Genomic DNA, 26,587 nt, shown 5'->3' on the forward strand with positions numbered 1-26,587 from the left:
TGTATTGCCCATCACCCCACTGAAAAAGCAACCTTTTACACGGTCACAGGTTGCCTTTTTCTCTTATGATTATTTTTATGTATGCTTGCCAAAGTTAGAACAGGTTCTTTTTCAAAGAGATGATCCACGGATGCTGTCAATCGCTTCCCGCCGGTTGTCTGTACCAAAAACAGCAGAACCGGCCACAAGCACATTAGCACCGGCCTGACGGCACAAGGCAGCCGTCTTTCTGTTCACACCTCCATCTACTTCAATAAACAGGCTGTTGAGCCCCCGTTCTTCAGCCCACTTGGAACATGTTTTAATTTTGGATAAAACAGAAGAAATAAATGACTGGCCTCCAAAGCCTGGATTGACTGTCATAAACAAGACCAGGTCAACATCAGCCAGGATTTCTTTTATCATTTCCACCGGTGTAGCAGGATTGATAGCTACCCCAGCCTTCACGCCCGCCTCCTTGATTTGGTGAACGGTGCGGTGAAGGTGAGGACAAGCTTCTTGATGAACGGTAATCACATCCGCTCCGCTTTTAACAAAATCTTGGATATACTTCTCCGGCTGTTCAATCATGAGATGAACATCGAGAGGAAGCGCGGTTAAGGGTCGAACAGCCTCAACCACCAGCGGACCCATGGTAATATTGGGCACAAAGTGACCGTCCATGACATCGATGTGGATCCAGTCTGCCCCCCCTTGAACCACATCGGCAATTTCGTGACCAAGCTTGGCGAAATCAGCAGATAAGATAGAAGGTGCCACCTTAATCATGGTTAATACCTCTTTCTGTATTGATTCGCTTCAATTTCCTTCAGAAACTGAACATAATGGGCATATCTTCGGGAATCGATCTCCCCTTGTTCTACAGCACGTTTAACAGCACAGCCCGGTTCATTATGGTGTAAGCAGCCTCTGAATTTACAAGCGTCCATATGTGCCCTGATTTCTATAAAGTAAGTGCCCAGATCTTCTGGCTCGATTGCAGAGAAGTCCAGTTGGCTAAAACCAGGTGTATCGGCAACCAACCCCCCGCCAGGCAGCTCCAGAAGTTCTACATGGCGGGTGGTATGGCGTCCCCGCCCCAGTTTGTCCGAAATAGTTCCCGTTTCCAACTGGGCTTGGGGACATAACTGGTTTAGCAGGGTGGACTTGCCTACGCCAGACTGGCCAGCCAAGACTGTTATCTTTCCCCGGAGAAGGGTTAACACCTCTTCCATCCCTTCACCGGTCTTACTACTCGTTTGACAGACCGGATAGCCCATTTTTTGATAAACACTGATCTCATCCACAATGTCGTCTTTATCCCCAGACAAGTCCAGTTTCGTAAAGCAGATCAGCGGCCTGATATGCTCTTTTTCCACACTGACCAGCATCCGGTCCAATAAATAGGGGCTGAATGAAGGTTCTTTCACTGAAAAAACAAGCAGGGCCTGGTCTACGTTGGCAATCGGTGGGCGGACGAGCTGATTTTTTCTATCAATAAGTTGGGTTACCCAGCCTTCGTGGTCTGAAACCGGTTCGAAGTGAACGACATCCCCCACCAATGGCTGCAGGCCTTTTTTCTTGAAAACGCCTCTGGCCCGGCATTGCCATACATTTCTATTTTGATCAAGAACATAATAATAGCCTGCCAGTGCCTTAATGATGCGACCTTCCAGCATGCCAAGAACCTCCCTTCCCTTACTTGGCTCTTTACTGTGATTGACTTGGTGTTAATCGTCAAATCCCACCTGTTCCTCATGGTAAAGTTCGTCGTCAACATAGACTTGAATTAAGGCTGATTGGCGGGGGGCAACAACAACATCAACGGTATATGTCTTGGTCTCTTTGATTTTTTCCTCGTAGGCCTTGCGTTCTCCCTCATGATCACGAACCCGGATTTCCACTTTGACCTCATCTTTCTTTCTTCCCTTGCCACGTCCGGGTTTATCATCGTCCCCGGAGTCATCGAGAGCAACGGTAATTTGACGGGATTTTTGCCTGACCTCTGGTCCCTGGCTAACCCAAACATCTATTTTAGCGCCTTCTTCCACTTCCATTCCTGGGTCGTAAGGATATTGTTGATAGATTTGACCCTCCGCATAATCAGCTGAATAACCTTGACGCACCTCGTTAATGATCAGTTTATAGTCTTGCGCAATGGCCTTGGCCTCCTCCAAACTCTTACCTTTCAAGCTAGGCATTTCAATGGTACGTTTACCCTTACTGATCACGAGACGCACGTCTGTTTCGCCTTCCACCACCATTTCCCCTGGTTCAGGGTCCTGGGAAATGACGTGGCCCTGGGGAACCTCGTCATGGTGTTCCTGTTCTGTATAAACCGTAAAATTTCTTAATATGTTGCGGGCTTGCTGCTCATTCAGGTTAATGACTGAGGGCATTTCAATCTTGGGTTTGCCCTGGCTGATCGTTAAACGAACGGTTGACCCCTTTTTAACGACCGTCCCTACGACAGGATTTTGACGTAACACATGCCCTTCTTCCACTTCATCATGGTAACGTTGCGCTGAAGCATCCACCACCAGACCCAATGCCTCCAGCTGTTCCGTTGCTTCTTCAACAGGGAGGTTGTAGACATCGGGCACCTCAACTTGCTGGGCAGCCAGATACATTTTCATCCCTTGATAAATTCCAAAAACAAGCAGTAAGATGATCAGTGTGGCCATGGCCACCTTCAGCCATAAGCGCCGTTTCTTTTTGCGCTTTGGGGCCTCTTTTTCTTCTCCCCGCTTATCACCGTTTTCTCCGCCGGCCTCTTTTAGCGGTTTTTCCATGACCTTGGTCTCAAACAGATCATCATTAATAGCCGGTACAATTTTGGTCGCTTCATCCTCAACATCTATTTGTTCAGGGACCCATTTGGGTTCGTTCAGACGCTCCGGGTTCAGACATGTGTTCAGATCATGAATGAGTTCCGCTGCGGAATCATAGCGCTGACTGGGATCTTTGGCTAATGAGCGCAAAATAATATTCTCCACACTCTGGGGAATATGAGGATTAAGCTGGCGAGGCTCGGTAAACGGCTCCTGCAAATGCTTCAGCGCCACGCTAATGGGTGAGTCACCGGAAAAAGGCAACTCCCCCGTCACCATCTCATATAAAACAATCCCTAGGGAATAAATATCTGATTTTAGATCGGCCACCCCTCCGCGGGCTTGTTCAGGTGAAAAATAATGAACAGAGCCAATGACCGAACCGGTATGTGTAATGGTCGATGATGTGGCTGCCCTGGCAATGCCAAAATCGGTCACCTTCACCCGTTTGTACGGGCCGATTAAGATGTTGTGGGGTTTGATATCCCGATGAATAATATTGTTTTGATGGGCGTGCTCCAATGCTTCGGCGATCTGCTTGGTGATATGAATCGCTTCCTCTACCGGCAGCGGACCCTTTTGGTCAATATACTCTTTCAGTGTCGGCCCATCAATATACTCCATGACGATAAAATGGACATCATCCTCGATACCCACATCATAGATATTGACAATATTGGCATGAGAAAGACTGGCAGCTGCTTGAGCTTCACGCCGGAATCGGTCAACGAAATCATCATCTCCTGAAAATTGCGGCCGTAAGATTTTTACCGCTACAATCCGGTTGAGCAGGCTGTCCCGTGCTTTGTAAACAACTGCCATTCCTCCGCCGCCCACCCGCTCGATCAGCTCGTAACGGCCGACTAATTTTTTGCCAATCACCTGCCTTCACCTCACTTTGCCCTGCCTGCTTCATCGTGATGACTGACTAATATCAAAGTGATATTATCATCTCCCCCTGCATCAAGGGCCGCTTGTAACAACAGGGAGGCTTTCTCGTCGAGAGAGCGGGAACTGTCCAGGATCTCTTTCATCTCCTGCTCGGCAACCATACCGGACAGCCCGTCAGAGCATAACATAATCTGTTCCTGCCCTACATAATCAAAACGCCCCAGATCAACACAAACATCTGATGCAGTACCCAGCGCCCTGGTAATCACATGTCGTTGGGGATGAAATTCTGCTTCTTCCGGTGCCAATTGACCGGAACGGACCAGCTCATTGACCAGAGAATGGTCCTCCGTTAACATCTCCAACTGTGTATTCACATAGCGATAGGCACGGCTGTCTCCCACATGGGCGATTAAAAAACAATCTTTGAGCAACAGTGCCGCCACGAGCGTTGTCCCCATCCCCAAGTGAGTCGGGTTTTGCCGGGCATAGTTGAAAATGTGAGCGTTAGCCGCTTCAATGCTCTCCCTTAACCACTGTTTCCAAGCTTCCTCATCCTGACCGTGTTCGGCACGGTGAAATAATTCTTGCAATTTATCTAAAGCCATTTTACTGGCTACATCTCCTGCCTGGTGCCCTCCCATGCCATCGGCCACAACAGCCAGCAGGACACCCTGATCATGCTTGAAAACACCCGCACTATCCTCATTCACTTCTCTCATGTTGCCAACATGTGTCTTGATTGCTACTTCCACTGGGGTCACCTCAATTTTTCCTTCTGCTTTACCGTTACTCTATCATGCTTTGCTCAATTTCACCATAAAAAATCCATCTGAACCAAAATCCTGGGGTAAAATCTGCCGCATGTCGCCAGCTAATTCAAAGTGAGGATGATACTCCAGAAAGCGTTCAATTACTCCTTCATTTTCCTCCTTGTCAATGGTGCACGTACTGTACACCAACTGGCCGCCAGACTTTAACAGTTTGGCCGCATTGGACAATAAATGCAACTGCAGTTCTTTAATTTGCTCAATATCTTCAAGCCGTTTATTCCATTTCAGGTCAGGTTTATGTTTGATGACACCAAAACCGCTGCACGGAGCGTCAACCAAAATGCAGTCAAACGTACCCCACTCTTCAGGTGATACAGCTGTTCCATCTCGGGCTGTCACCTCAATGATCGTGATACCCAGCCGCCGGGCCGCTGTTTCAATTAATCTCAGCTTGTGTTTATGCACATCATTGGCCACAATCCGTCCCTGGTTAGCCATCAGCTCGGCCAGATGGGTGGTTTTTCCACCCGGCGCAGCACACAAATCCAACACTTTCATGCCAGGTTGGGGACTAAGAAGGGGAGCAACCAGCATGGAACTTTCTGACTGGATGGTAAAATAGCCTTCCTTAAACAGGGGAGAGTCCATTAACTTGGCCGGATTCTCCACTTTTAACCCCTGTTCAGCCTCAGATGTTTCGCTGACGCGGTAACCGGATGCCGTTAAGCGGCTTAGCACATCCTGCTTAGACGCTTTCAACAGGTTAACCCGGATAGTCATGGCGGGACGCTCATTGTTCGCCCGGCATATGACTCGGGCTGTATCCAATCCGTATTGCCGGACCCAGCGCGCCACCAGCCAGGTAGGATGGGACGTTTCAATGGCGATGCGTTCCACAGGTTCAACAATAGTATCAAGGGAACGCTTCGGCTGCCGCAGCATATTGCGTAATACGCCATTAACCAGTCCCTGGATGCCACGGTGCCCCCGTTTTTTGGCCAGCTTGACAGCTTCATTGACCACAGCATGGGAGGGGATACGGTTTAAAAAATAAAGTTGGTAAACGCTGAGCCTTAATAATTGTTTCACCCATCCCTCCAGCTTGGCAATCCCTTGTTTCAAAAAAGGTTCTAAATAGAAATCTAAAAGCCGCTGATGTTGAATGGTGCCATAGACCAACTCCGTTAACAGCTGGCGGTCACGAAGGTCAAGCTGGGGATGCCGGCTTAAAAGCTGATTTAACACCAAATGGCTGTATGCTTTTTGTTTTTCCACTTTGATTAAGGCCTCTAAAGCCAATGCTCTTGCATTTCCCATGATTTTGGCTCCCCGTTCTATGTATCGGACTTTTCTGCGTCTAACTACCCAGTTGTTGGCCAATACGCCATTCAGCCCCTGCTCCCCGCAAAAAGTCAGCGGCAGTCATTCTTTTTTTTCCAGAGGGCTGAATCTCAGTTAAGCACAGTCCACCGCCGTCTCCGCACACCACACCAATGCCTTTTTCGGCCAAGCGGTAAATAGTGCCCGGTGCCATATCGGGTTTAACATCATTGGTTTTAACGGCTTTCCAAACTTTGAGAGGTTGTCCGTTCAACGTGGTGAAGGCCACCGGAAAGGGGCGTAAACCGCGAATATGATTATAAACCACTTGCTGGGGTCGGGACCAGTCGATCCGTTCATCTTCCCTTTTAATGACCGGTGCGAACGTGGCTTCAGCCTCATTTTGTGGAATGGGGATGAGCTCCCCTTTTTCCAGGCGGGGCAGGGTTTGCTCCAATAATTCAGCTCCTGCCACACTCAGCTTATCATGCAGAGTACCCACATCATCGTCATCCTGGATGGGAACGCGGACCTGGGTGAGGATATCTCCTGCATCCAGCTTTTCCACCATGTACATAATCGTTACGCCGGTTTCCACTTCCCCGTTCATAATGGCGCGGTGAATAGGTGCGCCGCCCCTGTACTTGGGTAGCAGCGAGGCATGGACATTGATGCAGCCCATGGGGGGCAGCTGTAGAACCTCGGTGGGCAAGAGCTGGCCGAAAGCGGCAGTCACAATTAAATCAGGTGCCCACTCCCTCAATTGTTGCAGTACACCGCTTTCTTTCATTGTCTTCGGCTGCAGTACAGGCAAATGGTGACGGATAGTCACCTGTTTAACAGGAGGAGGGGTCAGCACGCGCTTCCGTCCTTTGGGACGGTCCGGCTGGGTCACCACACCCGCTACGTCATAACCTTCTTCAATTAACATGGAGAGAGAGGGCACAGCAAAATCAGGTGTGCCCATAAACACAATTCTCATTACAGCTGCTCCTTTCATCACCACACTTGTGCAAAGGGTTATGAGGAAGATTGATCATCCTTTTTATCATAAATTTTTTCGGCAATATCGATAAACAAGACTCCGTTTAAATGGTCCAATTCATGTTGGATGGCCCTGGCCAACAAACCTTCAGCTTCCAATTCAAAGCTCTCCCCATTCCGGTTTAAGGCGCGCACTTTGACCTTGTGGGCCCGGCGCACCTCACCGTTGACACCGGGGATGCTCAGGCAGCCTTCCGGGCCGAGCTGTTCCCCTTCCTTCACAATAATTTCAGGATTGATAAATTCAAGCAGTCCATGTTCATCGCCTACGTCCACAACAAAAATCCGCTTGGAAATGCCCACTTGGGGGGCAGCTAAACCAACGCCCTCCGCATCATACATCGTCTCGGCCATATCGTCCAGTAAACGATGCAGACGCTCATCAATTCGTTTCACAAGAGCCGCTTTCTCACGTAAAACGGGATCAGGATATTTCACAATTGCACGTACCGCCAAGTTTTGTTCACTCCTTATGGTTACAGAATCGCCTGGGGCTCCATATCGATCTGAAGCTGCAAGTGATTTTTAATAATTTGTGGTTGCATCTGATTCATCAGTTCCATTAACAGCTGACTTAGTTTTGGCTCGTTTCTATATTTTATCATGCACTGGTACCGATATCTATCTTTAATCCTGGGAATTGGTGCAGCAACAGGGCCCAAAACAATACTTTCTTTAGACAACCTTGCTTTAAGCCAGCTGGCAGCTTCCTCAGCGCTTTTGATGCAATAGGTTAAGTCCTCGTGGGTAAACAACAGTAAACTAAGATAATAAAAGGGAGGGTACCCCTTTTGATAGCGATAGCGCATCTCCTGTTCATAAAAAGTGTGGTAGTCGTGCTGGCTGGCACAGCGGATGCTGTAATGATCAGGTGTATAGGTCTGGACCACAACTTCTCCTGGTTTGTGGTACCGGCCGGCCCGTCCGCTCACTTGGGTCAGTAACTGAAACGTCCGTTCCGCTGCCCTGAAATCGGGCAAGTGCAGCAAAGAATCAGCAGCAATGACCCCCACCAAAGTCACATTGTCAAAGTCCAAGCCCTTGGCAATCATTTGGGTGCCCAAGAGACAGTCTGCTTGGTGCTCGCGGAAGGCGTTCAACAGTTTTTCGTGCGCCCCTTTGCGCCTGGTTGTATCCACATCCATCCTGATCACGCGAATACCCGGAAATGCCTGGGACAATGCTTCCTCAACCTTCTGCGTGCCCGTACCAAAAAAACGAATGTGTTTGCTCTGACAGTGGGGACAGTACGAAAGTGTTTGTTCCGTATAACCGCAATAATGACAACGGCAGGTATGATTTACTTTATGATAGGTCAGGGAGATTTCACAGTGGGGACATTGCAGGACAAACCCACAATCCCGGCACATGACAAAAGTTGAAAATCCTCTGCGGTTGAGAAACAGGACAATCTGCTCGTTCCGTTGGAGACGCTCTTCAATCTTATGATACAGATAGCGGCTGAACAAGGTCCGGTTGCCAGACTCTAATTCCTGGCGCATATCCACTACTTCCACTGGCGGCAGCCCTTGGCCGTGCACCCGTTGTTTGAGCGGCAGCAAGGTATATATATTTTTCCGGGCCCGGGCGTAGCTTTCCAAACTGGGGGTGGCACTGCCCAAAATAACAGGTGCCTGGTGATACTGGGCTCTGAAAATAGCCACGTCCCTGGCATGATATCTGGGACTTTCCTCTTGCTTGTAGGAGCTTTCATGCTCTTCGTCAATAATGATTAAGCCCAGTCTTTCCACAGGCGCAAACAGGGCGGAACGGGCACCTATCACCACCCGGGCCTTGCCGTCTCTGATCTTCCGCCAGGCATCGTACCGCTCCCCTGCAGACAGACGGCTGTGCACCACGACCACCTGCTCGCCAAAACGCCCTTTAAAACGCTCCACCATTTGAGGGGTCAGTGAAATCTCCGGAACAAGTACAATCACTTCTCTTCCTTTTTCTAGCACGCGGGCAATAGCCTGCAGATAAACCTCTGTTTTACCGCTTCCCGTCACGCCGTGTAATAAAAATGTTTGGTGCTGTTCTTCCTCAATCGCTTGCACAATGCGGTGGTACACCTGTTCCTGGGCCGGAGTCAGGGGCAAAGGGGCGGTTTTGACAAACGCTCGCCCGCGGTACGGATCGCGTATCTCTTCTTCCTTGGTGATCTTGACAATCCCTTTGTCCTGTAATGATTGGACTGTGGCTCTGGTCGTTTGGCACGCCTTAAGGAGCTCATCCAATCTCATTTTATGCTTGTGCCCCACAAGATAATGAATCACAGCCCGTTGTTTGCTGGCCTGTTTGGGAAGCTCCTCCAACAACTGCAAGAGCTTCTCTTCTTGTTGTAAAAGGGTGACATAGGAGATATGTTTGGTCTTATTGTGGTCCTCCAAGCCGTATACCACCCGTTTTTCTCCGCTTGCAGTGTAAATCACCTGCTTGGTGGGCTTGGCTTTTAAAGCACCTGGCAGCATCGCCTGTATGGCTGTACTTCTGAAGCAGACATATCTCTTGCTCATCCACTCAGCAAGAGCCAACAATTCACTGGTTAAAGGGGGCTTCTCATCCAAAACTTCTTCAATCTCTTTTAAAGAATCCAGATCGGTTTCGGCCGTTTTTATCCCGATCACGTAGCCCTGCACTTTCCGTGGGCCGAAAGAGATAACGACTCTTGACCCGGTCTGGACCCGGCCGGACAGAATAGGGGGAATGCGGTAATGATAAGGCTTGTCAGTAGCCAGAACAGGCACGTCCACAATCACCTCGGCCACAGCCCCGTTCGCAGCCGGCTTTTCATTCCCTTGGTGATCCATGCCGGTCGGCCACCACCTTTAAAATCTGATAAGCCACCTCTTCTTTGGGCAGCAGGGGAACATCCACCTTGCCGCCCCAACGGTCATAGATGGTAACTGTATTGGTGTCTGAGCCAAAGCCTGCCCCTTCAGAAGACACATTGTTAGCGACGATGTAATCTAAATTCTTCTTTTCCAGTTTAGAACGGGCATAAACGTCCACATCATGGGTTTCAGCAGCAAAACCGATCAAGATTTGTCCGTCTTTTTTCTCTCCCAAGGTTTTCAGGATATCCTTCGTTTTCTTGAAGGTGATTGTCATCTCATCTGCATCTTTTTTTATCTTTTGATCGGCCCTGGTAAGGGGCTGGTAATCGGCCACGGCCGCCGCTTTAATCACCACATCTACTGACGGATAGTGGCGAAGCACTTGTTCATACATGTCCTGGGCTGTAACAACAGGGATGCAAGTGATACCAGGCGGGACCTCCAAGGCTGTCGGGCCGGAGACGAGAATCACATGAGCCCCCACTCTTCTTAGCACGTTGGCCAAAGCATAGCCCATTTTGCCAGAAGAATGGTTGGACACATAGCGCACCGGATCTAGCGGTTCCTGGGTTGGTCCCGCTGTGACCAGTACCCGCTTGCCTTGCCACCAGCGTTTGACCGTCTCCTCATAAGGTTTTTTCCCCGGCGTCTCTCCACTTATAAAATACTGTTCCACGGCAGCAATGATCTCCTCCGGCTCGGCCATGCGCCCCTGGCCCACATAGCCGCAGGCCAGCAATCCGGATCCAGGTTCTATTAATTGAACCCCCCTCTCCTTCAGTTTGTTCAAGTTGGCTTGAACTGCAGGATGTTGGTACATATGGCCATTCATGGCCGGGGCCAGCCACACAGGTGCCCGGGTCGCCAGCAGCGTGGTGGAGAGCATATCATCAGCCAAGCCATTGGCCAGCTTGCCAATCAAATTGGCCGTTGCCGGGGCAACCACAAACAGATCCGCCTCATCGGCTAGGTCAATATGGGCCACACCGGACGGGTCATGCTCTTCAAATGTGTCAATATACACATGATGATGGGATAAAGTTTGAAAGGTTAAGGGTTGGACAAAGCGGGTGGCTGATTTGGTCATAAGCACCCGCATGCGGGCCCCTTTCTGCTGTAATTGACTGCAGACGGTACATGCTTTATAAGCGGCTATACCGCCTGTCACCCCGAGAACGATGGTTTTACCTGTGATTCCCACACGAATCCCCCATTTCTTCTTAAAAAAATAACAACCTTAACGGTTGTTACGGCTGTCGGCACACTTATTTTTTACTTTCATTGTGACTGTTTTCATAGGTAATGTAATCAGCCACAATTTCTTCCAGGGCGATTCCCACATATTTGTGAGACTTTGGATTTTTTATGTAAGCATTACCTTTGTCTCGCAGTTCTCTGGCTCTTTTGGCAGCCAGCGTGACCAGCGTGTATTTGGAGTCCAATTTTTTCATCAAATCATCAATGGACGGGTACAGCATCTTATTTCTCCTCCTCTAAAGCCGTGATGTAATGTTTCATCATGCGCTCCCTTTTACAATGTTCGGCCAAAATGATCGCTTCAATACGGTCGCAGGCCAATTCAACTTTATCGTTGACCACCACATAATCATAGTACTTCATCATTTCCAATTCCTCCCGGGCCATAACCATCCGGTTTTGGATGACGTCACGGGATTCGGTCCCGCGGGAGACAATTCTGTGTTCCAACTCCTTCAGGCTAGGCGGCATAAGGAAAATAAAAATCCCATGAGGGAACTTTTTTTTCACTTGCAAGGCTCCTTGCACCTCTATTTCCAGAAGCACATCACGCCCTGCACTCAGTTGTTCCTCCACATACCGCCGCGGTGTGCCATAATAATGATTGACATACTGAGCCCATTCCAAAAGCTCGTCCCGTTTGATCATCTCTTCAAATTTTTCCTTGGTTGTAAAGAAATAATTGACTCCATCCACTTCTCCTTCCCGGGGAGGGCGGGTGGTGGCTGAAACGGAATAGACAAAAGGAATGTCTCTCTTCCTTAATGCGGCACACACCGTGCCTTTCCCGACTCCGGATGGGCCGGATAAGACAATCAGCAGTCCCTGTTCTTTCTCTTTCATGATAACCTCCAACAACATTTATTCTTCATCAATGTCTTCACGGGTAGTGTTGAGGCGCTGAGCCACAGTTTCCGGCTGCACGGCAGAGAGAATGACATGATCACTGTCCATAATAATCACCGCTCGTGTTCTCCTGCCGTAAGTGGCATCAATTAATGCCTGACGTTCCCTTGCTTGATTAATAAAACGCTTGATTGGTTGTGACTCTGGGCTGACAATTGAGATAATGCGATTAGCATTAACAATGTTCCCGAAACCGATATTAATTAATTGGATGGACATCCACTAACCCCCTGCGGCTCACAGTCGAGCCTTTTTATTCGATGTTTTGAATTTGTTCCCGTATTTTTTCAAGTTCACTTTTCAGTTCGATTACCCATTGGCTAATTTCAATGGCTTGTGCTTTGGAACCGATGGTATTCACTTCTCTGTTCATCTCTTGAACCAGAAACTCCAACTTTCTTCCTACAGGTCCCTCACTGGCAAGTAACTGCTTAAACTGCTGACAGTGACTTTTAAGTCGGGTACATTCTTCACTGATATCCGCTTTATCTGCAAATATGGCCACTTCCGTTAACAGACGGTTTTCATCCACTTCAGCTCTGTTATCAAGAAATTCCTTGACCCTTTGCTCTATGCGTTCTTGATAACGGGCTTTGACCTGCGGAGCGAACGCTTCTATTTTCTCGACCGTAACCAGGACGGTGTGATTTCTTTGCTCCAAATCTCTGGCCAGTGCTTCTCCCTCTTTTTCCCGCATGGCCACTAACTTGTCAACAGCCTGGCTGACACGGGCCAGAATCCCTTCCTTATAGGACTCCATATCGCCGCTCTCTTCCATCGTAATCAAATCAGGCAGCTGCAACATCTCATTCAGGGATAAAGACCCGGCAAGTCCATAGCGTTCTTTCAAGCCACACAGGGCTTGGTAGTAGGCTTCCGCCAATCCCCAGTCCACATTCACCTGGCGCCCGGACCACTGCTCGGTGTGCAGGTGAATGTACACTTCAACCCGACCCCTTTGAATGTGACGGGTGACACACTTTTTAATGGCTTCTTCAAATTGGCTTAAGACTTTAGGTGTGCGGACGGAAACTTCACAGAAGCGGTGGTTGACAGACTTCACCTCGATCGTCAACCTGAGGTCCCCGATAACCGCTTCCTGCCTCCCGTATCCTGTCATGCTTCTCATATTAACATCACTTCCAATCAACATTCTAATCAATTTTAGAAAAGGTTACAAGTGTGAAAAAAGGAACCTCCCCTTCCTGCCTGCTTGCCGTCCAGCAGCCTGTTAGTGTGAGAAAGGAGAGGTTCTGTAAAGTTAATGTTATCCTGACAAGAGATTACCGTTTTCTAAACAAGTGTGAAAAGCCCAAGATAACTGAAGGAATAGCGGCCATAGCCAGTACGAATCCCCATTCCACGAAAGACAGTGCTGTCGTTTTAAAAATCGGTTGCATCACCTCAATATGAATCACGCCGACTAGCATCAGGGTGGACATACCCACAGCCAAAAGCAGCCATTTATTTTCCAACGGATTGCGGCTGAAAATGGATTTTTCGCTGCGGCAGTCAAAAACATGGATCAGCTGGGCCATGACCAGCGTGGCAAAGGCAATAGTTTGGGCTTTGGTCAGATCATCAGGCTGCTGCTCGAGCGTGTACCAGAAGGCAACCAGGGTGGTCACCCCGATCAAAAAACCACGGGAAATAATTTTCCAGCCTAATCCCTTAGCAAAAATACTTTCCCGCCTGTCCCGGGGCGGGCGTTGCATCACATTGCCTTCCGCTCTGTCCACTCCAAGGGCCATGGCTGGCAGCCCGTCTGTGACCAGATTGACCCATAAAATCTGGATCGGTACCAGAGGCAAGGGCATCGCCATCAGCATGGCAAAAAACATGACCAGAATCTCTCCTACATTGGAAGCTAACATATAGCGGATAAATTTGCGGATGTTTTCGTAAATGTTGCGTCCTTCCTCAATGGCTGCTTTGATCGTGGCAAAATTATCATCACTTAAAATCAATGACGATGCTTCCTTGGCCACGTCCGTTCCCGTAATCCCCATAGCTATGCCAATGTCTGCCGCTTTAATGGCCGGTGCATCATTCACCCCGTCTCCTGTCATAGCCACCACATGACCTCTGTCCTGCAGCATTCTGACAATGCGCAGCTTATGTTCCGGAGACACACGGGCATAGACGGTGACCTCCTCGGCAATCTTACGGAACTGGTCATCATTCAATCTCTCCAGCTGACTGCCGGTTAAAGAGCGCTGCCCCCGGTTTAAAATGCCAAGTTGAAAAGCGATCGCTTCCGCTGTTTTTTGGTGGTCACCTGTAATCATTATCGTTTTGATGCCCGCCCGTTTGCATTCTTTAATTGCCTCTTTCACTTCCTGCCTGGGCGGATCAATCATGCCAAACAAACCAACAAAGATCAGCTGCTGTTCAGCATCCTTCTCAGTTGAGACCGTTTCACCTGCTGACACCGTCCTGTAAGCAATGGCCAAATTGCGCAGCGCCATTTCAGCCAGCTTTTCGTTAGCTTGTAAAATCTCTTTTTTGAGCGTTGGCGTCAGAGCCGTGATTCGTCCGTTCCATAACACATGATTGCAGCGCTCGATCAGGACATCCGGCGCACCTTTGGTAATGACATAGCGTTCATCACCCTTATAGCGGATGAGCACGGACATCATTTTCCGGGATGAGTCAAAAGGAAACTCTTCCAACCTGGGATAGACATGATCCAGCTCATCGCGCCACACATTGGCCTTCGCCCCAGCCACCACCAAAGCTCCTTCCGTCGGGTCACCGGTGATATCCCAGAAACTGTTCTTTTTCTTAAACACCCCTTCGGACTCTTCCATCTTTTCCAGCAAGGCGTTGTTGCATAACACACCCATCTCCAGCATCTGTTTCACATATGGTTTGCTGTCAAAGGATAATGGATTGCCGTTCAACTTAAACTCGCCATAGGGGTCAAAACCCGTTCCCGTGACTTCTATCAATTCATTGTTTGTCCACAGGTGAGTCACTGTCATTTTGTTCTGGGTCAACGTCCCTGTTTTATCCGAGCAAATGACCGAGGCACAGCCAAGTGTTTCCACCGAGGGCAGCTTGCGCACAATGGCCTTGCGCCTGATCATACGTTGAACCCCAAGTGCCAAGGCGATGGTCACAATGGCAGGCAATCCTTCCGGGATGGCAGCCACTGCCAGGCTGACCCCGGCCAGGAACATTTTGTAGGCATCATGTCCGTGCCAGATACCTGTAATCACGACAACAGCAGTCAATAACAAGGCTACAGAGATGAGCACTTTACCCAGTTGTTCTAAGCGCAGCTGAAGGGGGGTTTGCACCGAATCGGTGGTTGAAATCAAGGAGGCAATTTGGCCCATTTGCGTGGCCATCCCCGTGGCCACCACAATGCCCTGACCTGAGCCGCGGGTGACCAGTGTACCCATAAAAGCCATATTATGCTGGTCCCCCAAGCTGACCTCCTCTTCTCCCTCAATCATATGTTCATCTTTGTGGACAGGAACCGATTCTCCCGTTAAGGCTGATTCTTCCACATAAACGCCCTTGGTCTCAAACAGCCTCAGGTCGGCGGGAATACGGTCTCCAGCTTCAAAATAGACAATATCACCTGGTACCAGCTCTCTGGCCGGGATCTCGGTCAGTTCCCCGTCACGGATCACGTGCGCCGATGGTGCTGTCAGCTCTTTCAATGCTTGTAATGACTTTTCTGCCCTAAATTCCTGAATGAAACCTAAAATGGCATTGAGGATCACAATGGCGATGATCGTGATCGCATCTGTATACTCCCCCAACAATCCTGAAATAAGTGTAGCAATGAGTAACACCAGCACCATAAAGTCCTTAAATTGGCCAAGCAAAAGGGCGAAGGCGGAAATGCGCTGCCCATCTTCCAGTTGATTATAGCCCACTTTATGCAGCCTTTTTTCTGCTTCTTTCTGAGTCAGCCCCTCTTCCAAACTGGTTTGTAATGTCCGTTCCACCGCCCGTTCATCCTGATCATACCATTTCAAACGTTTCACCCCACAGCTTGTTAAGTTTGTCCTAAGCTAACTTTATTCGGCTAAGAGGCGAAACATGATAAAAAGTTGGAACAAGCCGTCTGTAACCTTCATTGGTACCGGATTGCCCTCGACTCATGTCGCATGTTACCATAAAGAAATGGATTATTAACAGGGAGGAAAAAACATATGGCATTTGACGGAATGATGATTTACGCCCTGTTGCAAGAAATGAGATCATTGGAAAGTGGCCGGATTACCAAAATTTATCAACCTTTTGAGCGTGATATCGTGCTGTATATCCGTGCCCAAGGCACCAACCACCGCTTGTTGCTTTCGGCCAATCCTACTTATCCTCGACTCCATTTAACAGCTGAACAACTGCCCAATCCGGAGCAGGCCCCTATGTTTTGCATGGTGTTGCGCAAGTATTTGGAAGGGGGCATCATTGAGCGCATCCATCAGCCGGAAGCAGAGCGGATCGTCTGGATCGATGTCCGTTCCAAGAACGAAATTGGGGATACCTATATGAAGCGGCTGATTATTGAAGTGATGGGACGTCACAGCAATCTCATCCTGATGGACCCGGAAACCGGCAAAATCATTGACAGCATCAATCACCTGTCTCCCTCCGTGAACCAGTACCGGGTCGTTTTGCCCGGCCGGCCCTATGTATCTCCGCCTGAGCAAGATAAAGAAAACCCTTTTAAGGTAACCAAAGAGCTATTTTTACGGAAGTTGGATTTTAATCAAGGTAAGATAGACCGGCAGATTGTCCAGCACTTTAACGGCATCAGTCCCCTTTTAGCGAAAGAAATCGTATATCAGGCCGGATTGCCCAGACAGGACCAACTGTGGGAAAGTTTCAACAGGCTGATCAAGCGAATTAAAACGGGACATTATGACCCCGTCATCGTGGATACCGACCAAAAAACCTTTTTTTACCTGTTTCCTTTGACCCATGTTAAGGGCCAAGTGACCCATTACCAAACAATAAGCAGAATGCTGGATGCTTATTTTACAGAAAAAGCCAGGAAAGACCGCCTTAAACAGACAGCCAACGATCTGATCAAACGCCTTAAAACAGAAATCACCAAAAACCAAAAGAAGCAAGCCAAGTTGGAACAAACACTAGAGGAAAGTGAACAGGCCGACACATACCGATTGTTTGGCGAACTGCTGACCGCCTATATGCACCAGGTGGAACGGGGAACCACCGAAGTGGAAGTGGTCAATTATTACGATGAACAGGGCAAAACCGTCACCATCCCTTTAGACCCTGAGCTTGCTCCCAATGAAAATGCCCAGCGCTACTTCAAAAAATATAACAAAGCCAAAGCAGCCAGAGAAATGGCAGCGGAACAGCTCACTAAAACCAAGGAAGAAATCGCTTATTTGGAAACGCTCCTTCACCAGTTGGAACAAGCATCCTGGTCTGATATCGAGGAAATCAGGGAAGAGATGGTTGAACAGGGGTATATCCGCGAACGGGGCAAACACCGCAAAAAACGCAAACAGGAGCTGCCCAAGCCGGAGACGTTTTACTCCTCTGAGGGCATCCCCATTCTGGTGGGACGGAACAACAAACAGAATGATTATCTGACGACGCGCTTGGCTTCGTCCCATGACACCTGGCTGCATACCAAAGATATTCCCGGTTCCCATGTGATCATCCGCCGCCAGCAGTTTAATGAAACAACGCTCTTAGAAGCTGCCAGCCTGGCCGCTTATTTTAGCAAAGCGCGTGATTCGAGCCAGGTTCCTGTGGACTACACCTTGGTTAAACATGTGCGCAAACCTAAAGGAGCCAAACCCGGTTTTGTCATCTATGACCAGCACAAAACCATTTTTGTCACCCCGCAAGAGGAACTGGTCAGGAAATTGAAAACCAAAACCTGACACTTATTGATCGGCACACCAAGTGGGACCCTAATGATAACCACAACTGTTAAGGAGCGTTTGATCATGCACACTATCTGGAAGGGGTCCATCAGTTTCGGCTTGGTGCATATTCCCATTAAACTTTATGCAGCCACGGATAATAAACAAATCCAACTGCGCCAGTTGCATCAGGAATGCCATACACCCATCAAGTATGATAAAGTGTGTCCGGTTTGCGAAGAAAAAGTGAGCCAGGAAGAGATTGTCAAAGGGTATGAATATGATAAAGGTCACTTTGTCGTCCTCGGTGACGAAGAACTGGAGGCCATAGCGGCCATCAAAAGCAAAACGATTGACATTATTGATTTCATCCAGTTAAAAGAGATTGATCCCATTTACTTTAACCGTTCCTATTACCTGGGGCCCACCGAAAACGGAGAAAAAGCCTATGCCCTTTTAAAACAGGCCATGGAGGACACAGAAAAGGTGGCTATCGCCAAATTTATTTTACGGGCCAAAGAACAATTGGCCGCCATCCGGGTCTACCAGCGGGCACTGGTGATTGAAACCCTCCATTACCCTGATGAGATCCGCTCTGTGGAGCATATTCCGGGTCTAGCAGAAATGGAGCTTGAGGATAAAGAGTTAAACATGGCTAAACAATTGATTGACCAGTTGACAACAGAGTTTGAACCTGAACAGTACACCGATGAATACCGGAGCAAACTAAAAGAGATCATTGAGAACAAGATTACCGGAGATGAAATCAAAATTGCCAAAGAAGTGCCTGAAACGGATATTAAGAGCTTGATGGATGCCCTGCAGGAAAGCATTGAGCAGACCAAGAAAAAGACCAAACGCCGCCGCACCACCAAAAAGAAGGCTAAAACATCATGAACACCTCCACCCACACACTTCCCTCCCTCTCGCCCATGCTGCCCGCGTTATCCTCAACCATTCCCCGCGGGGAAGAGTGGCGGTACGAACTTAAATTTGACGGTTACCGGGCGCTGGTGTATTGGACGGTGGACAGCATCCATATTGTCAGCCGCAACGGCAAGCTGTACAATGAGCTTTTTCCCGAGGTTGTGGATGCTTGCTTACGCTTCACTCCGCAACTTAAAGATCAGCTTCCCCTCATTGTGGACGGTGAGTTGTGTATTCTGGCCTCCCCAGCCAGAGCGGACTTCAGCTTAATCCAGCAGCGCGGCCGCTTCCGCTCTCTCCCAAAAATTGCCAGTGCAGCAAAAAAACACCCGGCCACCTTGATCTGTTTTGATTTGCTGCATTACCAAGATCAAGATCTCCGCTTCCGCCCCTACCTTGAGAGAAAAGAACACCTGAAACAGGTGCTGGGTCCTCTGTTGCCGTCCCAGCCCGGTGCGAGAGATGCCTCTCTCCGTTTGATAGAGGTGTATGAACAGCCTGATCACTTGTGGGAACTGGTCCTGGCCGAAGATGCTGAAGGCATTGTGGCCAAGCTGGGCTGTAGCGTCTGGCAGAGCGGAAAGCGCACCACCGACTGGATCAAAGTAAAAAACTATAAACTGGCCACCTGCTTTATCACCGCTTACGACAAACAGAATGCCTATTTTCATGTGGGCGTCTTACGGGATAAAGAGGTACAGCCGGTGGGCTTATTTTCCCATGGTTTAAGTGACACTGAACGCCGGGCTTTGGTAGAGATCGTCAAACAGAACAAAGCAGGCGAATCCCGGTCCATGATCACAATGGAGCCCAGTCTATGCGTGGATATCAAGTTTTTACAGGTTTATAAACAGCAGCTGCGGGAACCCCGTTTTGCCGGTTTTCGTACGGATGTTCAGTGGGAGGAGTGCACATGGCTAAAGCTGATCAACAGCGCCAGACGGTCAACCTAGATGGTTATTTAGTTGATTTGACCAGCCTGGATAAATTGGTCTGGCCAGACAGAGACATAAACAAATCGGCGTACCTGTATTATTTATCACATACAGCAGAGTATATGCTCCCCTGGCTGAGAGGCAGGCACCTGACCGTCATCCGTTATCCCCACGGGATTACAGGCGAATCCTTTTATCAAAAAAATTGCCCTGCTTATGCGCCTGAGTTCATCCAGACAGATACCCATGAAGGGATAAACTACATTGTTTGTTCTAATTTAGCCACCCTGATCTGGCTGGGCAATCAACTGGCCCTGGAGTTTCACATTCCTTTTCAACATGTGGAGACTGACAAGCCCTCGGAAATTGTGTTTGACTTGGATCCCCCTGACAGGGAGCAGTTTCATGTCGCTGTGAAGGCCGCATTGATCATGAAGAAGCTGTTTGATAAACTGGGTCTTACTTCTTTTATCAAAACGTCGGGCAACAAAGGATTGCAAGTGTACATTCCCATTCCAAAAAAAACCTACACCTATGGCCAAACGCGCTTGTTCACCTCGTTTGTGGCCCGTTATCTGGTCTCAGAGCAACCGGGACTGTTCACCATTGAACGCTTAAAGAAAAAACGGCGCGGCCGCCTGTATGTGGACTATGTTCAGCATGCGCCAGGCAAAACCATTATTGCCCCTTATTCCCCCCGCGCCAATCCGGAAGCGTTAGTCGCCACCCCTTTATACTGGGATGAAGTGGATAGCCGCTTAAGACCCGAACAATTTTCCCTGAAAAACATCCCCACCCGGCTTAAAAAACAAGGTTGCCCCTTTGAATCCTTTGACAAGGCCCGGGACAACCAACCGTTTGATGTCATTTTGGAGTGGATCAATACGCATCAAAAAGTGTAGGAACGATTCATCCCTTGTATTTGGTCATTTTCACATATGACTCCGTTCACTTTAATAGGTTTTGCAGTTTAAGTGCTTTGGACATATCCCCCTTAATTTTTACTTTCCCCGTCATGACAGCCATGGCGGGGTTAAGCTTACCCTCCGCCAAACTGATAAAATGTTCGTCAGATAAGGCAAACACACAGGCCGCTTCATATGGTGTTCCTTCCACAACTTCCACTTTGTCATCATTAACTTTAACTTGGAAGGTGCCTACCTGTTGTCCATTAATTTCAAATTGAAATACTTCATTAATGTTTTTAATCTTATCCGGACTGTCGTTTGCTTTGTCCACTAACCGAGTCAAGACCTCTTTGACGGACATCGCTTATCCCTCCTCTAGAATTGACCCTAGTAAGAACAGGGTGAAAAAGAGCTGCGGTTTATTTAGCCTCTGAAAGCAGACGATGCTTCAATTCCCACAATTTTTGAGAGAGGTCGACGTGGTAACCATGCGGATTGATCAAACGCCTGATTTCAGGAGCAAAGCGTTCTTTCTCTTGCTGGGCGTAACGTTGTATTTCGGTTAACTTAGGCAACTCATAAACAAGTTCACCATTTTTGAAAATGGGGACAAGCAGTTCCCTAGTTTCAAAGTTTTCCACTTTTTTTCGTTTCCAAGTGTTAACAGGGTCAAAAGCGATAAATGCTTTCCTTGGGATCGGCTCTTCTTCCAGCATGATTAAATCCACCAGGGCCCGTTTGGAATCCCGGTCGTAAAAACGCACTACTTTTTTGTAGCCAGGATTGGTGATTTTTTGCGGGTTTTCACTTACCTTAATTTTAGGTACCAACCGGCCATCTTCTTCCTCAGCGACCAGCTTATACACTCCACCAAGGGCGGGGCAGTCCTTGGATGTGATTAAATTGGTACCTACACCCCAGGCATCAATTTGAGCGCCTTGCGCTCTCAAATCCCTGATCAAATATTCATCAAGGTCGCTGGAAGCCACAATCAGTGCTTCTTCAAAACCGGCCTCATCCAGCATTTTCCGGGCTGCTTTGGACAAATAGGCCAGGTCGCCGCTGTCCAATCGGATGCCGAACTGGACGAACTGATCCCCCAGCTCGTCCTTCATTTTCTTAAAGACTTTAATAGCATTGGGCACCCCGCTGTTTAACGTATCATACGTATCCACCAGCAAAATGCAGTTATGGGGAAAGGTTCGGGCAAAATCTAGAAATGCGTCATACTCGGACGGATAACTTTGTACATAAGCATGGGAATGAGTGCCTTTGATGGGAATGCCAAATTTTTTCCCCGCTAACACATTGGACGTGGCCTTGACCCCTCCCACAAATGCTGCCCTTGCACCGTACACCCCGGCATCAGGCCCTTGCGCCCGGCGCAAACCGAATTCCATCACCAGCCCCCCTCCGGCCGCCTCCACAATCCGGGAGGCTTTGGTGGCAATCAAGGTCTGGTGATTAATCATGTTCAGAATGGCAGTTTCAATGAGCTGGGCTTCCCCTATAGGTGCCCTGACCCTTAACAGCGGCTCGTGGGGAAAGACAACCGTTCCTTCAGGCACCGCATAGAGATCTCCCGTAAACCTTAATTGCTTTAAATACTGTAGAAAATCCTCATCATAACGCTCCACTGACCTTAAATAGGCGATGTCCTCGTCAGTAAACCGCAGCTGGCAGATATATTCCACAACCTGCTCCAATCCTGCCGCGATGGCATAGCCGCTTTGACTGGGGTTCTTGCGGAAATAAAGGTCAAAGACCGTTTGTTGATTCAACTTTCCATTTTTAAAGTGTGCATACATCATATTGATCTGGTAAAGATCAGTTAACAACGTTTTGTTCATCACTTCCCCCAAAGCTCCCTTGTACAAGATTTAGTGGCTCCATTTATGGCGGACAAAGGCCAGCGCCACCCTCCAACCAGTCAACAAAACATAATTAAAGCCAAGTGTGACCAGAATGAATGGCAAAGACGGCACAGCCTGTTCTAAGAAACCTCTGATGACCAAACCAAGTACACCAGCCAAGAGCCAGGCCAAGGACACTGTCTTAAACGCTTGTTTAGGCTGGTTTAATACAGTGGGGCCGAAAACCCCAAGAGCGCCACCAACCACAAACCAGGTGACGAGAAAAGGCCAGGCAGTGCTGAGTACATAACCGGTGGTCACGGTCATACCGTGCTCCATGCCACCTAAAAACACAAACAACAACAATACTATGGCGTCTCCAATCCCTACTAGAGCAGCTGACAACATGTCCACTCCCCCGAAAATATGATGACGTTTCTAATGTACAATAAATTGAGAACAGATTCCACCTTTTGCTATACTAGAACAGGTGACCTTTTGACAACCGAAACTATATCCTGGAAGGAAAGGGGTAATTGGCCGTGAGTCAAGGCGATGTGCAAAAAGCGTTGGAAACATTTGGGCAACTGGATCAGAAAATTTCTCACTTTAAGGAACTGCTGTCGCTGGCCAACTGGGATTTGCATACAGGCGCTCCCAAAAAAGGACGCTCATTACGGTCCAAAGCGATCGGCACCTTATCATCCGAAGTTTTCCAACTTTCGTTATCCACAGAGATGGGAAAATGTTTAGACACATTAAGTGATCCTGACATCCAAGCTCAGTTGGATGAAGTAGTGCGGGCCAAGGTGAGGTTATATAAACGCCATTACAACAAGTCAAAGCAAATACCTCCAGAGGAGTATCAGGCATATGTGGTCTTAACCTCTCAAGCACAAGACGTCTGGATAGAGGCCAAGACAAAAAAAGATTTTTCTATTTTCCGTGAGACCCTCAAAAAAATCGTTGACTTTAATAAGAAGTTTATTGATTATTACGGTTATAAAGATCATCCGTATGACGCGCTGCTTGATGAATATGAGCCTGGTCTCACGGTTCAGACACTGGATCAACTGTTCGGTGATTTGCGGACAAAAACGATAGACTTATTGGAGCGCATTCAAAGTTCAGGCAATCATCCGCGTACGGAGATCTTTCACCAACGGTTTGATATTAAACAACAAGAAGCATTCAGTTTATTTGTCCTGCCCAAACTGGGTTATGATTTAGAAGCCGGACGGCTGGATGTGAGCGCCCATCCCTTTGCCACTGGTCTTAACACAGGCGATGTGCGCATTACCACCCGCTATATGGAAAACGATATGCGCAGTGCGATATTCGGCACCATCCACGAATGCGGACATGCCTTGTATGAACAGGGGGTTAACCCCGAGTTTGAAGGAACCATTTTGTGCGGCGGCACTTCGATGGGCATTCATGAGTCTCAATCCCGCTTCCTGGAAAACATGGTGGGACGCAGCTTTGAATTCTGGACCTATTTCTTTGATGATTTAAAGCGCTTCTTCCCTGAGCAGTTCCAAGATGTTTCTGTGGAGGATTTTGGCCGGGCTGTCAACACAGTGGAACCATCCTTGATTCGCGTGGAAGCAGATGAGTTAACGTATAACTTACATATTATGATCCGCTATGAAATCGAAAAGGAGCTGATGGCGGGTGAGCTTGAAGTGGATGACTTGCCCGCCGTCTGGAATCAAAAGATGGAAGAATATCTAGGCATCACTCCTCCCGATGATGCCCAGGGCGTCCTCCAGGACGTGCACTGGTCTTTTGGCGGCTTTGGTTATTTTCCTTCCTATTCTCTTGGCAACCTGTATGCAGCCCAAATCCTGCACACCATCCGCCAAGACATGCCGGATTTTTATGAGAAGGTGCAGAACGGAGAGTTTCTCCCCATCAGGGAGTGGTTAAGGGAGAACATTCATCAGTATGGCAAACTGTATACGCCCAATGAGCTGATTAAAAAAGTAACCGGAGAAGAGTTAAACGCCAAATACCTGATTGATTACTTTGAAGAAAAATACAGCAAAGTCTATCAGTTGTAACAAACAAGCAACGTGTGAAGTAACCGGTTATCCATGTCACTATTTATTGGTGCCAGTGGTTTTTTTCCACTGGCAGCGGTTATCCAGGCATTGGCTTACCTTTGCTCCTTCATCATGCCTGCCCTGGTGAGGTAGCCTGTTTAAGAGGGAGCCTGTTTAAAAAAGGGCTGTTGTCACTCATTCCCTCTTGCCAGATGTGCCTTCATCCTCTATAATAATAGATTGTCACAAGGCAAACTGATTGATAGTGGAGGAGTACCCAAGTGGCCGAAGGGGGCGGTCTCGAAAACCGCTAGGGCGCCGAATGGCGTCGCGGGGGTTCGAATCCCCCCTCCTCCGCCATTAATCGTTTTTTATTTGTCAAAAAATTGACCATAGTTTACATATTGGAGCAGGGCAGCCTCAATGGCTTGCTTAATAAACGGTCTACGGTCACGAATGATTGCGGCCATATACTGCTGCTGAGTGTGTGGCATGCTCTGGCGCACATAGTCATCCACAAATTCCCCTAGGGGAAGCCCTTTAGTTAAGATCTGGTGGTGGTAACGAGGCAGCAGGAACGGCTGGGACTGGGCAGCAACTTGTCTATCCTTACGGTCAATTATAGTTGCCCATCCTAAAATATGGTAGCGCCCTTGCTCGTCTCGTTCATAGCCGATCTCAATGCCAATGGCACAACTCGCCCTGTTCACAACTTGTAAGGCATGTCTGGCTCGCAGAAGGGAGCCTTTTTTTGTTTCTGCTGAGGAAAGGGGCTGTTCAGATACGCCGCTGTTCACATTGACCGGGTAAAGCTCAGCTTCCAAACCGAGGTGACCCAGGGTCAGGTTAAGATATTCAAGTTTTTTGGAGGATATGGTGCCTACAGCCATATGTAAAGGGTGCTCAATCATCGTTCTGCTCTCCCCAGCCTAGGACGTTAATGTTCTAAATACTCGGCAGGGCCACTTCTAATGATCTTTTCAGCAGGTGTGACATGTTCCAACGTTTGTTGGTAGCGGTTGTGCAGCTGGTTGTAATCCTCCTCACTTATTTGGGGATAGGCGCGTTCTTCCACCAAGGTCTTCATGGGCAGCACCTGGTAAGCCCGCTGTCCGTCCTGCCAATAACGATGGACATAGGTGGGGATAAAATCAACATCCTCTATCCGTGCTTGATCCCCCACTTTAGTGAGATTAACTGACAATATACCACCGATATCCCGCGGATGTTCCCTCTGATTGGAGATAAAGTTGCCTAAGGAGTAAATCACCACCCCTTGCCTGAACGTTCCGTCTTGAACCCACTCCCGAAATTCATAAGGTTGCAGAACATGGGGATGGCTGCCAAAAATCAAATCGGCTCCCCAATCAAACAGTTTGTCCACCCACTGTATTTGTTCTTCATTGGGATCAGACTGATATTCAGCTCCAAAATGAATACAGACAGCGACAAAATCTGCCTCCTGCTTAGCCCGCTTAATGTCTGTTTTCATTTCCTCCTCGTTCAGCAAATTAACCAGATACTCTTTCCCCTCGGGAAGAGGAATGCCGTTTGTACCGTAAGTGTAAGCCAAAACGGCCACAGAGATATTATTGTGCTCAACGACAAGGACATCTGCCCGTTCTTCTGTGGAGCGAAACGTCCCAGTAGCGTGCAATCCGGCAGCTTCCAATGTATCAATGGTGCGAATGAGACCTTGTGGACCACTGTCCAGGGAATGATTGTTGGCCGTGGTGATCACATCAAAACCGGCCTGTTTCAGGGCTTCAGCCAACTCATCGGGGGCGCTGAATAAAGGATAACCACTGTAGCCCCGTTCAGGCCCCCCAAAGGTGGTTTCAAGATTGCCCAAAACAAGGTCAGCTTGCTCAAAAACGGGTTGAACCTTTTCAAAAAAAGGAGAAAAGTCGTATCCCTCCGCCGTTTTGCCCGCTTCGATTTGGGGCATATGCATCATAATATCCCCTACAACCATCAGCTGCAGTTCCTCTACTGATCGTGCTTCCCGCTCTCGAGGGACAGATGGGCTTTCATTAATCCCATCAGCACCATCTGCCTGTTGTTCAGCTGGGATTTGTCCGGTTTGCTCTGCTGTTTCCCCTTGAACATGCTGTTCGGCACCAGGAGTATTCTCTTGCTCAAACAAGGAACACCCCGTTGCCAAAACAACCATGCAGAAAGCAATAATAAACCATTTCAAGCGCATAATATTTAACTCCC

Annotated in this window: 24 protein-coding genes and 1 tRNA gene; 6 read left to right on the plus strand and 19 right to left on the minus strand. The window is 48.4% G+C overall.

Features of this window, described 5'->3' with window-relative positions:
* Positions 1 to 111: 111 nt before the first annotated feature.
* From rpe to J2S00_RS01715, 14 genes are all read right to left on the minus strand, one after another.
* Entirely contained in the window at positions 112 to 768 is a 657-nt protein-coding gene (gene rpe / locus J2S00_RS01650) for a ribulose-phosphate 3-epimerase (protein WP_307334750.1), read from the minus strand.
* Between the two features lie 2 nt (positions 769 to 770).
* Complete coding sequence (gene rsgA, locus J2S00_RS01655) at positions 771 to 1,658, minus strand: ribosome small subunit-dependent GTPase A (protein ID WP_307334752.1); 888 nt, start codon at positions 1,656 to 1,658, stop codon at positions 771 to 773.
* A 51-nt stretch (positions 1,659 to 1,709) separates the two neighbouring features.
* Entirely contained in the window at positions 1,710 to 3,692 is a 1,983-nt protein-coding gene (pknB, locus tag J2S00_RS01660; protein ID WP_307334754.1) for a Stk1 family PASTA domain-containing Ser/Thr kinase, read from the minus strand.
* Positions 3,693 to 3,703: 11 nt separating this feature from the next.
* The gene (locus tag J2S00_RS01665; RefSeq protein ID WP_307334755.1) at positions 3,704 to 4,456 is read right to left on the minus strand and encodes a Stp1/IreP family PP2C-type Ser/Thr phosphatase; all 753 of its coding nucleotides are present in this window, start codon (positions 4,454 to 4,456) and stop codon (positions 3,704 to 3,706) included.
* A 42-nt stretch (positions 4,457 to 4,498) separates the two neighbouring features.
* Entirely contained in the window at positions 4,499 to 5,791 is a 1,293-nt protein-coding gene (gene rsmB / locus J2S00_RS01670; protein ID WP_307334756.1) for a 16S rRNA (cytosine(967)-C(5))-methyltransferase RsmB, read from the minus strand.
* A 40-nt stretch (positions 5,792 to 5,831) separates the two neighbouring features.
* Entirely contained in the window at positions 5,832 to 6,776 is a 945-nt protein-coding gene (gene fmt, locus J2S00_RS01675) for a methionyl-tRNA formyltransferase (protein WP_307334758.1), read from the minus strand.
* A 38-nt stretch (positions 6,777 to 6,814) separates the two neighbouring features.
* Positions 6,815 to 7,294: a peptide deformylase gene (gene def / locus J2S00_RS01680; protein ID WP_307334759.1), complete on the minus strand. Its 480-nt coding sequence runs from the start codon at positions 7,292 to 7,294 to the stop codon at positions 6,815 to 6,817.
* Between the two features lie 20 nt (positions 7,295 to 7,314).
* Complete coding sequence (gene priA / locus J2S00_RS01685; protein ID WP_307334761.1) at positions 7,315 to 9,648, minus strand: primosomal protein N'; 2,334 nt, start codon at positions 9,646 to 9,648, stop codon at positions 7,315 to 7,317.
* Positions 9,629 to 10,876, minus strand: a complete 1,248-nt coding sequence (coaBC, locus tag J2S00_RS01690; protein WP_307334763.1) for a bifunctional phosphopantothenoylcysteine decarboxylase/phosphopantothenate--cysteine ligase CoaBC — start codon at positions 10,874 to 10,876, stop codon at positions 9,629 to 9,631. The genes priA and coaBC overlap by 20 nt, the downstream gene beginning before the upstream one ends.
* A 64-nt stretch (positions 10,877 to 10,940) precedes the next feature.
* The gene (gene rpoZ, locus J2S00_RS01695; protein ID WP_307334765.1) at positions 10,941 to 11,153 is read right to left on the minus strand and encodes a DNA-directed RNA polymerase subunit omega; all 213 of its coding nucleotides are present in this window, start codon (positions 11,151 to 11,153) and stop codon (positions 10,941 to 10,943) included.
* Position 11,154: 1 nt separating this feature from the next.
* A complete protein-coding gene (gmk, locus tag J2S00_RS01700) occupies positions 11,155 to 11,775 on the minus strand; it encodes a guanylate kinase (RefSeq protein ID WP_307334767.1) in 621 nt (206 codons plus the stop codon).
* Positions 11,776 to 11,793: 18 nt separating this feature from the next.
* Positions 11,794 to 12,057: an extracellular matrix/biofilm regulator RemA gene (gene remA, locus J2S00_RS01705; protein WP_307334769.1), complete on the minus strand. Its 264-nt coding sequence runs from the start codon at positions 12,055 to 12,057 to the stop codon at positions 11,794 to 11,796.
* A gap of 34 nt (positions 12,058 to 12,091) precedes the next feature.
* Positions 12,092 to 12,991: a YicC/YloC family endoribonuclease gene (locus J2S00_RS01710; RefSeq protein ID WP_307335210.1), complete on the minus strand. Its 900-nt coding sequence runs from the start codon at positions 12,989 to 12,991 to the stop codon at positions 12,092 to 12,094.
* A 130-nt stretch (positions 12,992 to 13,121) separates the two neighbouring features.
* Complete coding sequence (locus J2S00_RS01715; RefSeq protein WP_370875806.1) at positions 13,122 to 15,839, minus strand: calcium-translocating P-type ATPase, SERCA-type; 2,718 nt, start codon at positions 15,837 to 15,839, stop codon at positions 13,122 to 13,124.
* Between the two features lie 168 nt (positions 15,840 to 16,007).
* Here J2S00_RS01715 and J2S00_RS01720 point away from each other — a divergent pair, with 168 nt between their 5' ends.
* From J2S00_RS01720 to ligD (J2S00_RS01735), 4 genes are all read left to right on the plus strand, one after another.
* Entirely contained in the window at positions 16,008 to 17,717 is a 1,710-nt protein-coding gene (locus J2S00_RS01720) for an Rqc2 family fibronectin-binding protein (RefSeq protein ID WP_307334773.1), read from the plus strand.
* 66 nt (positions 17,718 to 17,783) lie between these two features.
* Complete coding sequence (gene ku, locus J2S00_RS01725) at positions 17,784 to 18,596, plus strand: non-homologous end joining protein Ku (RefSeq protein ID WP_307334774.1); 813 nt, start codon at positions 17,784 to 17,786, stop codon at positions 18,594 to 18,596.
* Positions 18,593 to 19,579, plus strand: a complete 987-nt coding sequence (gene ligD / locus J2S00_RS01730) for a non-homologous end-joining DNA ligase (RefSeq protein ID WP_307334776.1) — start codon at positions 18,593 to 18,595, stop codon at positions 19,577 to 19,579. The genes ku and ligD (J2S00_RS01730) overlap by 4 nt, the downstream gene beginning before the upstream one ends.
* Entirely contained in the window at positions 19,540 to 20,463 is a 924-nt protein-coding gene (ligD, locus tag J2S00_RS01735) for a non-homologous end-joining DNA ligase (RefSeq protein WP_307334778.1), read from the plus strand. Before ligD (J2S00_RS01730) ends, ligD (J2S00_RS01735) begins: the two co-directional genes overlap by 40 nt.
* Positions 20,464 to 20,509: 46 nt before the next feature.
* On the opposite strand, the gene J2S00_RS01740 is transcribed toward ligD (J2S00_RS01735), so the two are convergent.
* Genes J2S00_RS01740 through J2S00_RS01750 form a run of 3 tightly spaced genes read right to left on the minus strand, consistent with a single transcriptional unit; the run spans position 20,510 to position 22,727 of the window.
* The gene (locus tag J2S00_RS01740; RefSeq protein WP_307334780.1) at positions 20,510 to 20,830 is read right to left on the minus strand and encodes an SCP2 sterol-binding domain-containing protein; all 321 of its coding nucleotides are present in this window, start codon (positions 20,828 to 20,830) and stop codon (positions 20,510 to 20,512) included.
* A 58-nt stretch (positions 20,831 to 20,888) separates the two neighbouring features.
* Positions 20,889 to 22,319, minus strand: coding sequence for a nicotinate phosphoribosyltransferase (locus tag J2S00_RS01745; protein WP_307335212.1), 1,431 nt, complete (start codon positions 22,317 to 22,319; stop codon positions 20,889 to 20,891).
* Between the two features lie 30 nt (positions 22,320 to 22,349).
* Positions 22,350 to 22,727 (minus strand): DUF3054 domain-containing protein, encoded by a 378-nt coding sequence (locus tag J2S00_RS01750; protein ID WP_307334782.1) that lies wholly within the window; start codon positions 22,725 to 22,727, stop codon positions 22,350 to 22,352.
* 131 nt (positions 22,728 to 22,858) lie between these two features.
* On the opposite strand from J2S00_RS01750, the gene J2S00_RS01755 reads away from it, so the two are divergent.
* Together J2S00_RS01755 and J2S00_RS01760 are read left to right on the plus strand one after the other, a co-directional pair.
* Positions 22,859 to 24,385: a carboxypeptidase M32 gene (locus J2S00_RS01755; RefSeq protein ID WP_307334784.1), complete on the plus strand. Its 1,527-nt coding sequence runs from the start codon at positions 22,859 to 22,861 to the stop codon at positions 24,383 to 24,385.
* A gap of 249 nt (positions 24,386 to 24,634) precedes the next feature.
* A tRNA-Ser gene (locus J2S00_RS01760) sits at positions 24,635 to 24,727 on the plus strand.
* Positions 24,728 to 24,738: 11 nt separating this feature from the next.
* On the opposite strand, the gene J2S00_RS01765 is transcribed toward J2S00_RS01760, so the two are convergent.
* Both J2S00_RS01765 and J2S00_RS01770 read right to left on the minus strand, forming a co-directional pair.
* A complete protein-coding gene (locus J2S00_RS01765) occupies positions 24,739 to 25,278 on the minus strand; it encodes a DUF84 family protein (protein WP_307334786.1) in 540 nt (179 codons plus the stop codon).
* Between the two features lie 26 nt (positions 25,279 to 25,304).
* Complete coding sequence (locus J2S00_RS01770; protein WP_307334788.1) at positions 25,305 to 26,573, minus strand: CapA family protein; 1,269 nt, start codon at positions 26,571 to 26,573, stop codon at positions 25,305 to 25,307.
* Between the last annotated feature and the right edge of the window lie 14 nt (positions 26,574 to 26,587).

Source organism: Caldalkalibacillus uzonensis (genome assembly GCF_030814135.1).
GTDB classification, from domain to species: domain Bacteria; phylum Bacillota; class Bacilli; order Caldalkalibacillales; family Caldalkalibacillaceae; genus Caldalkalibacillus; species Caldalkalibacillus uzonensis.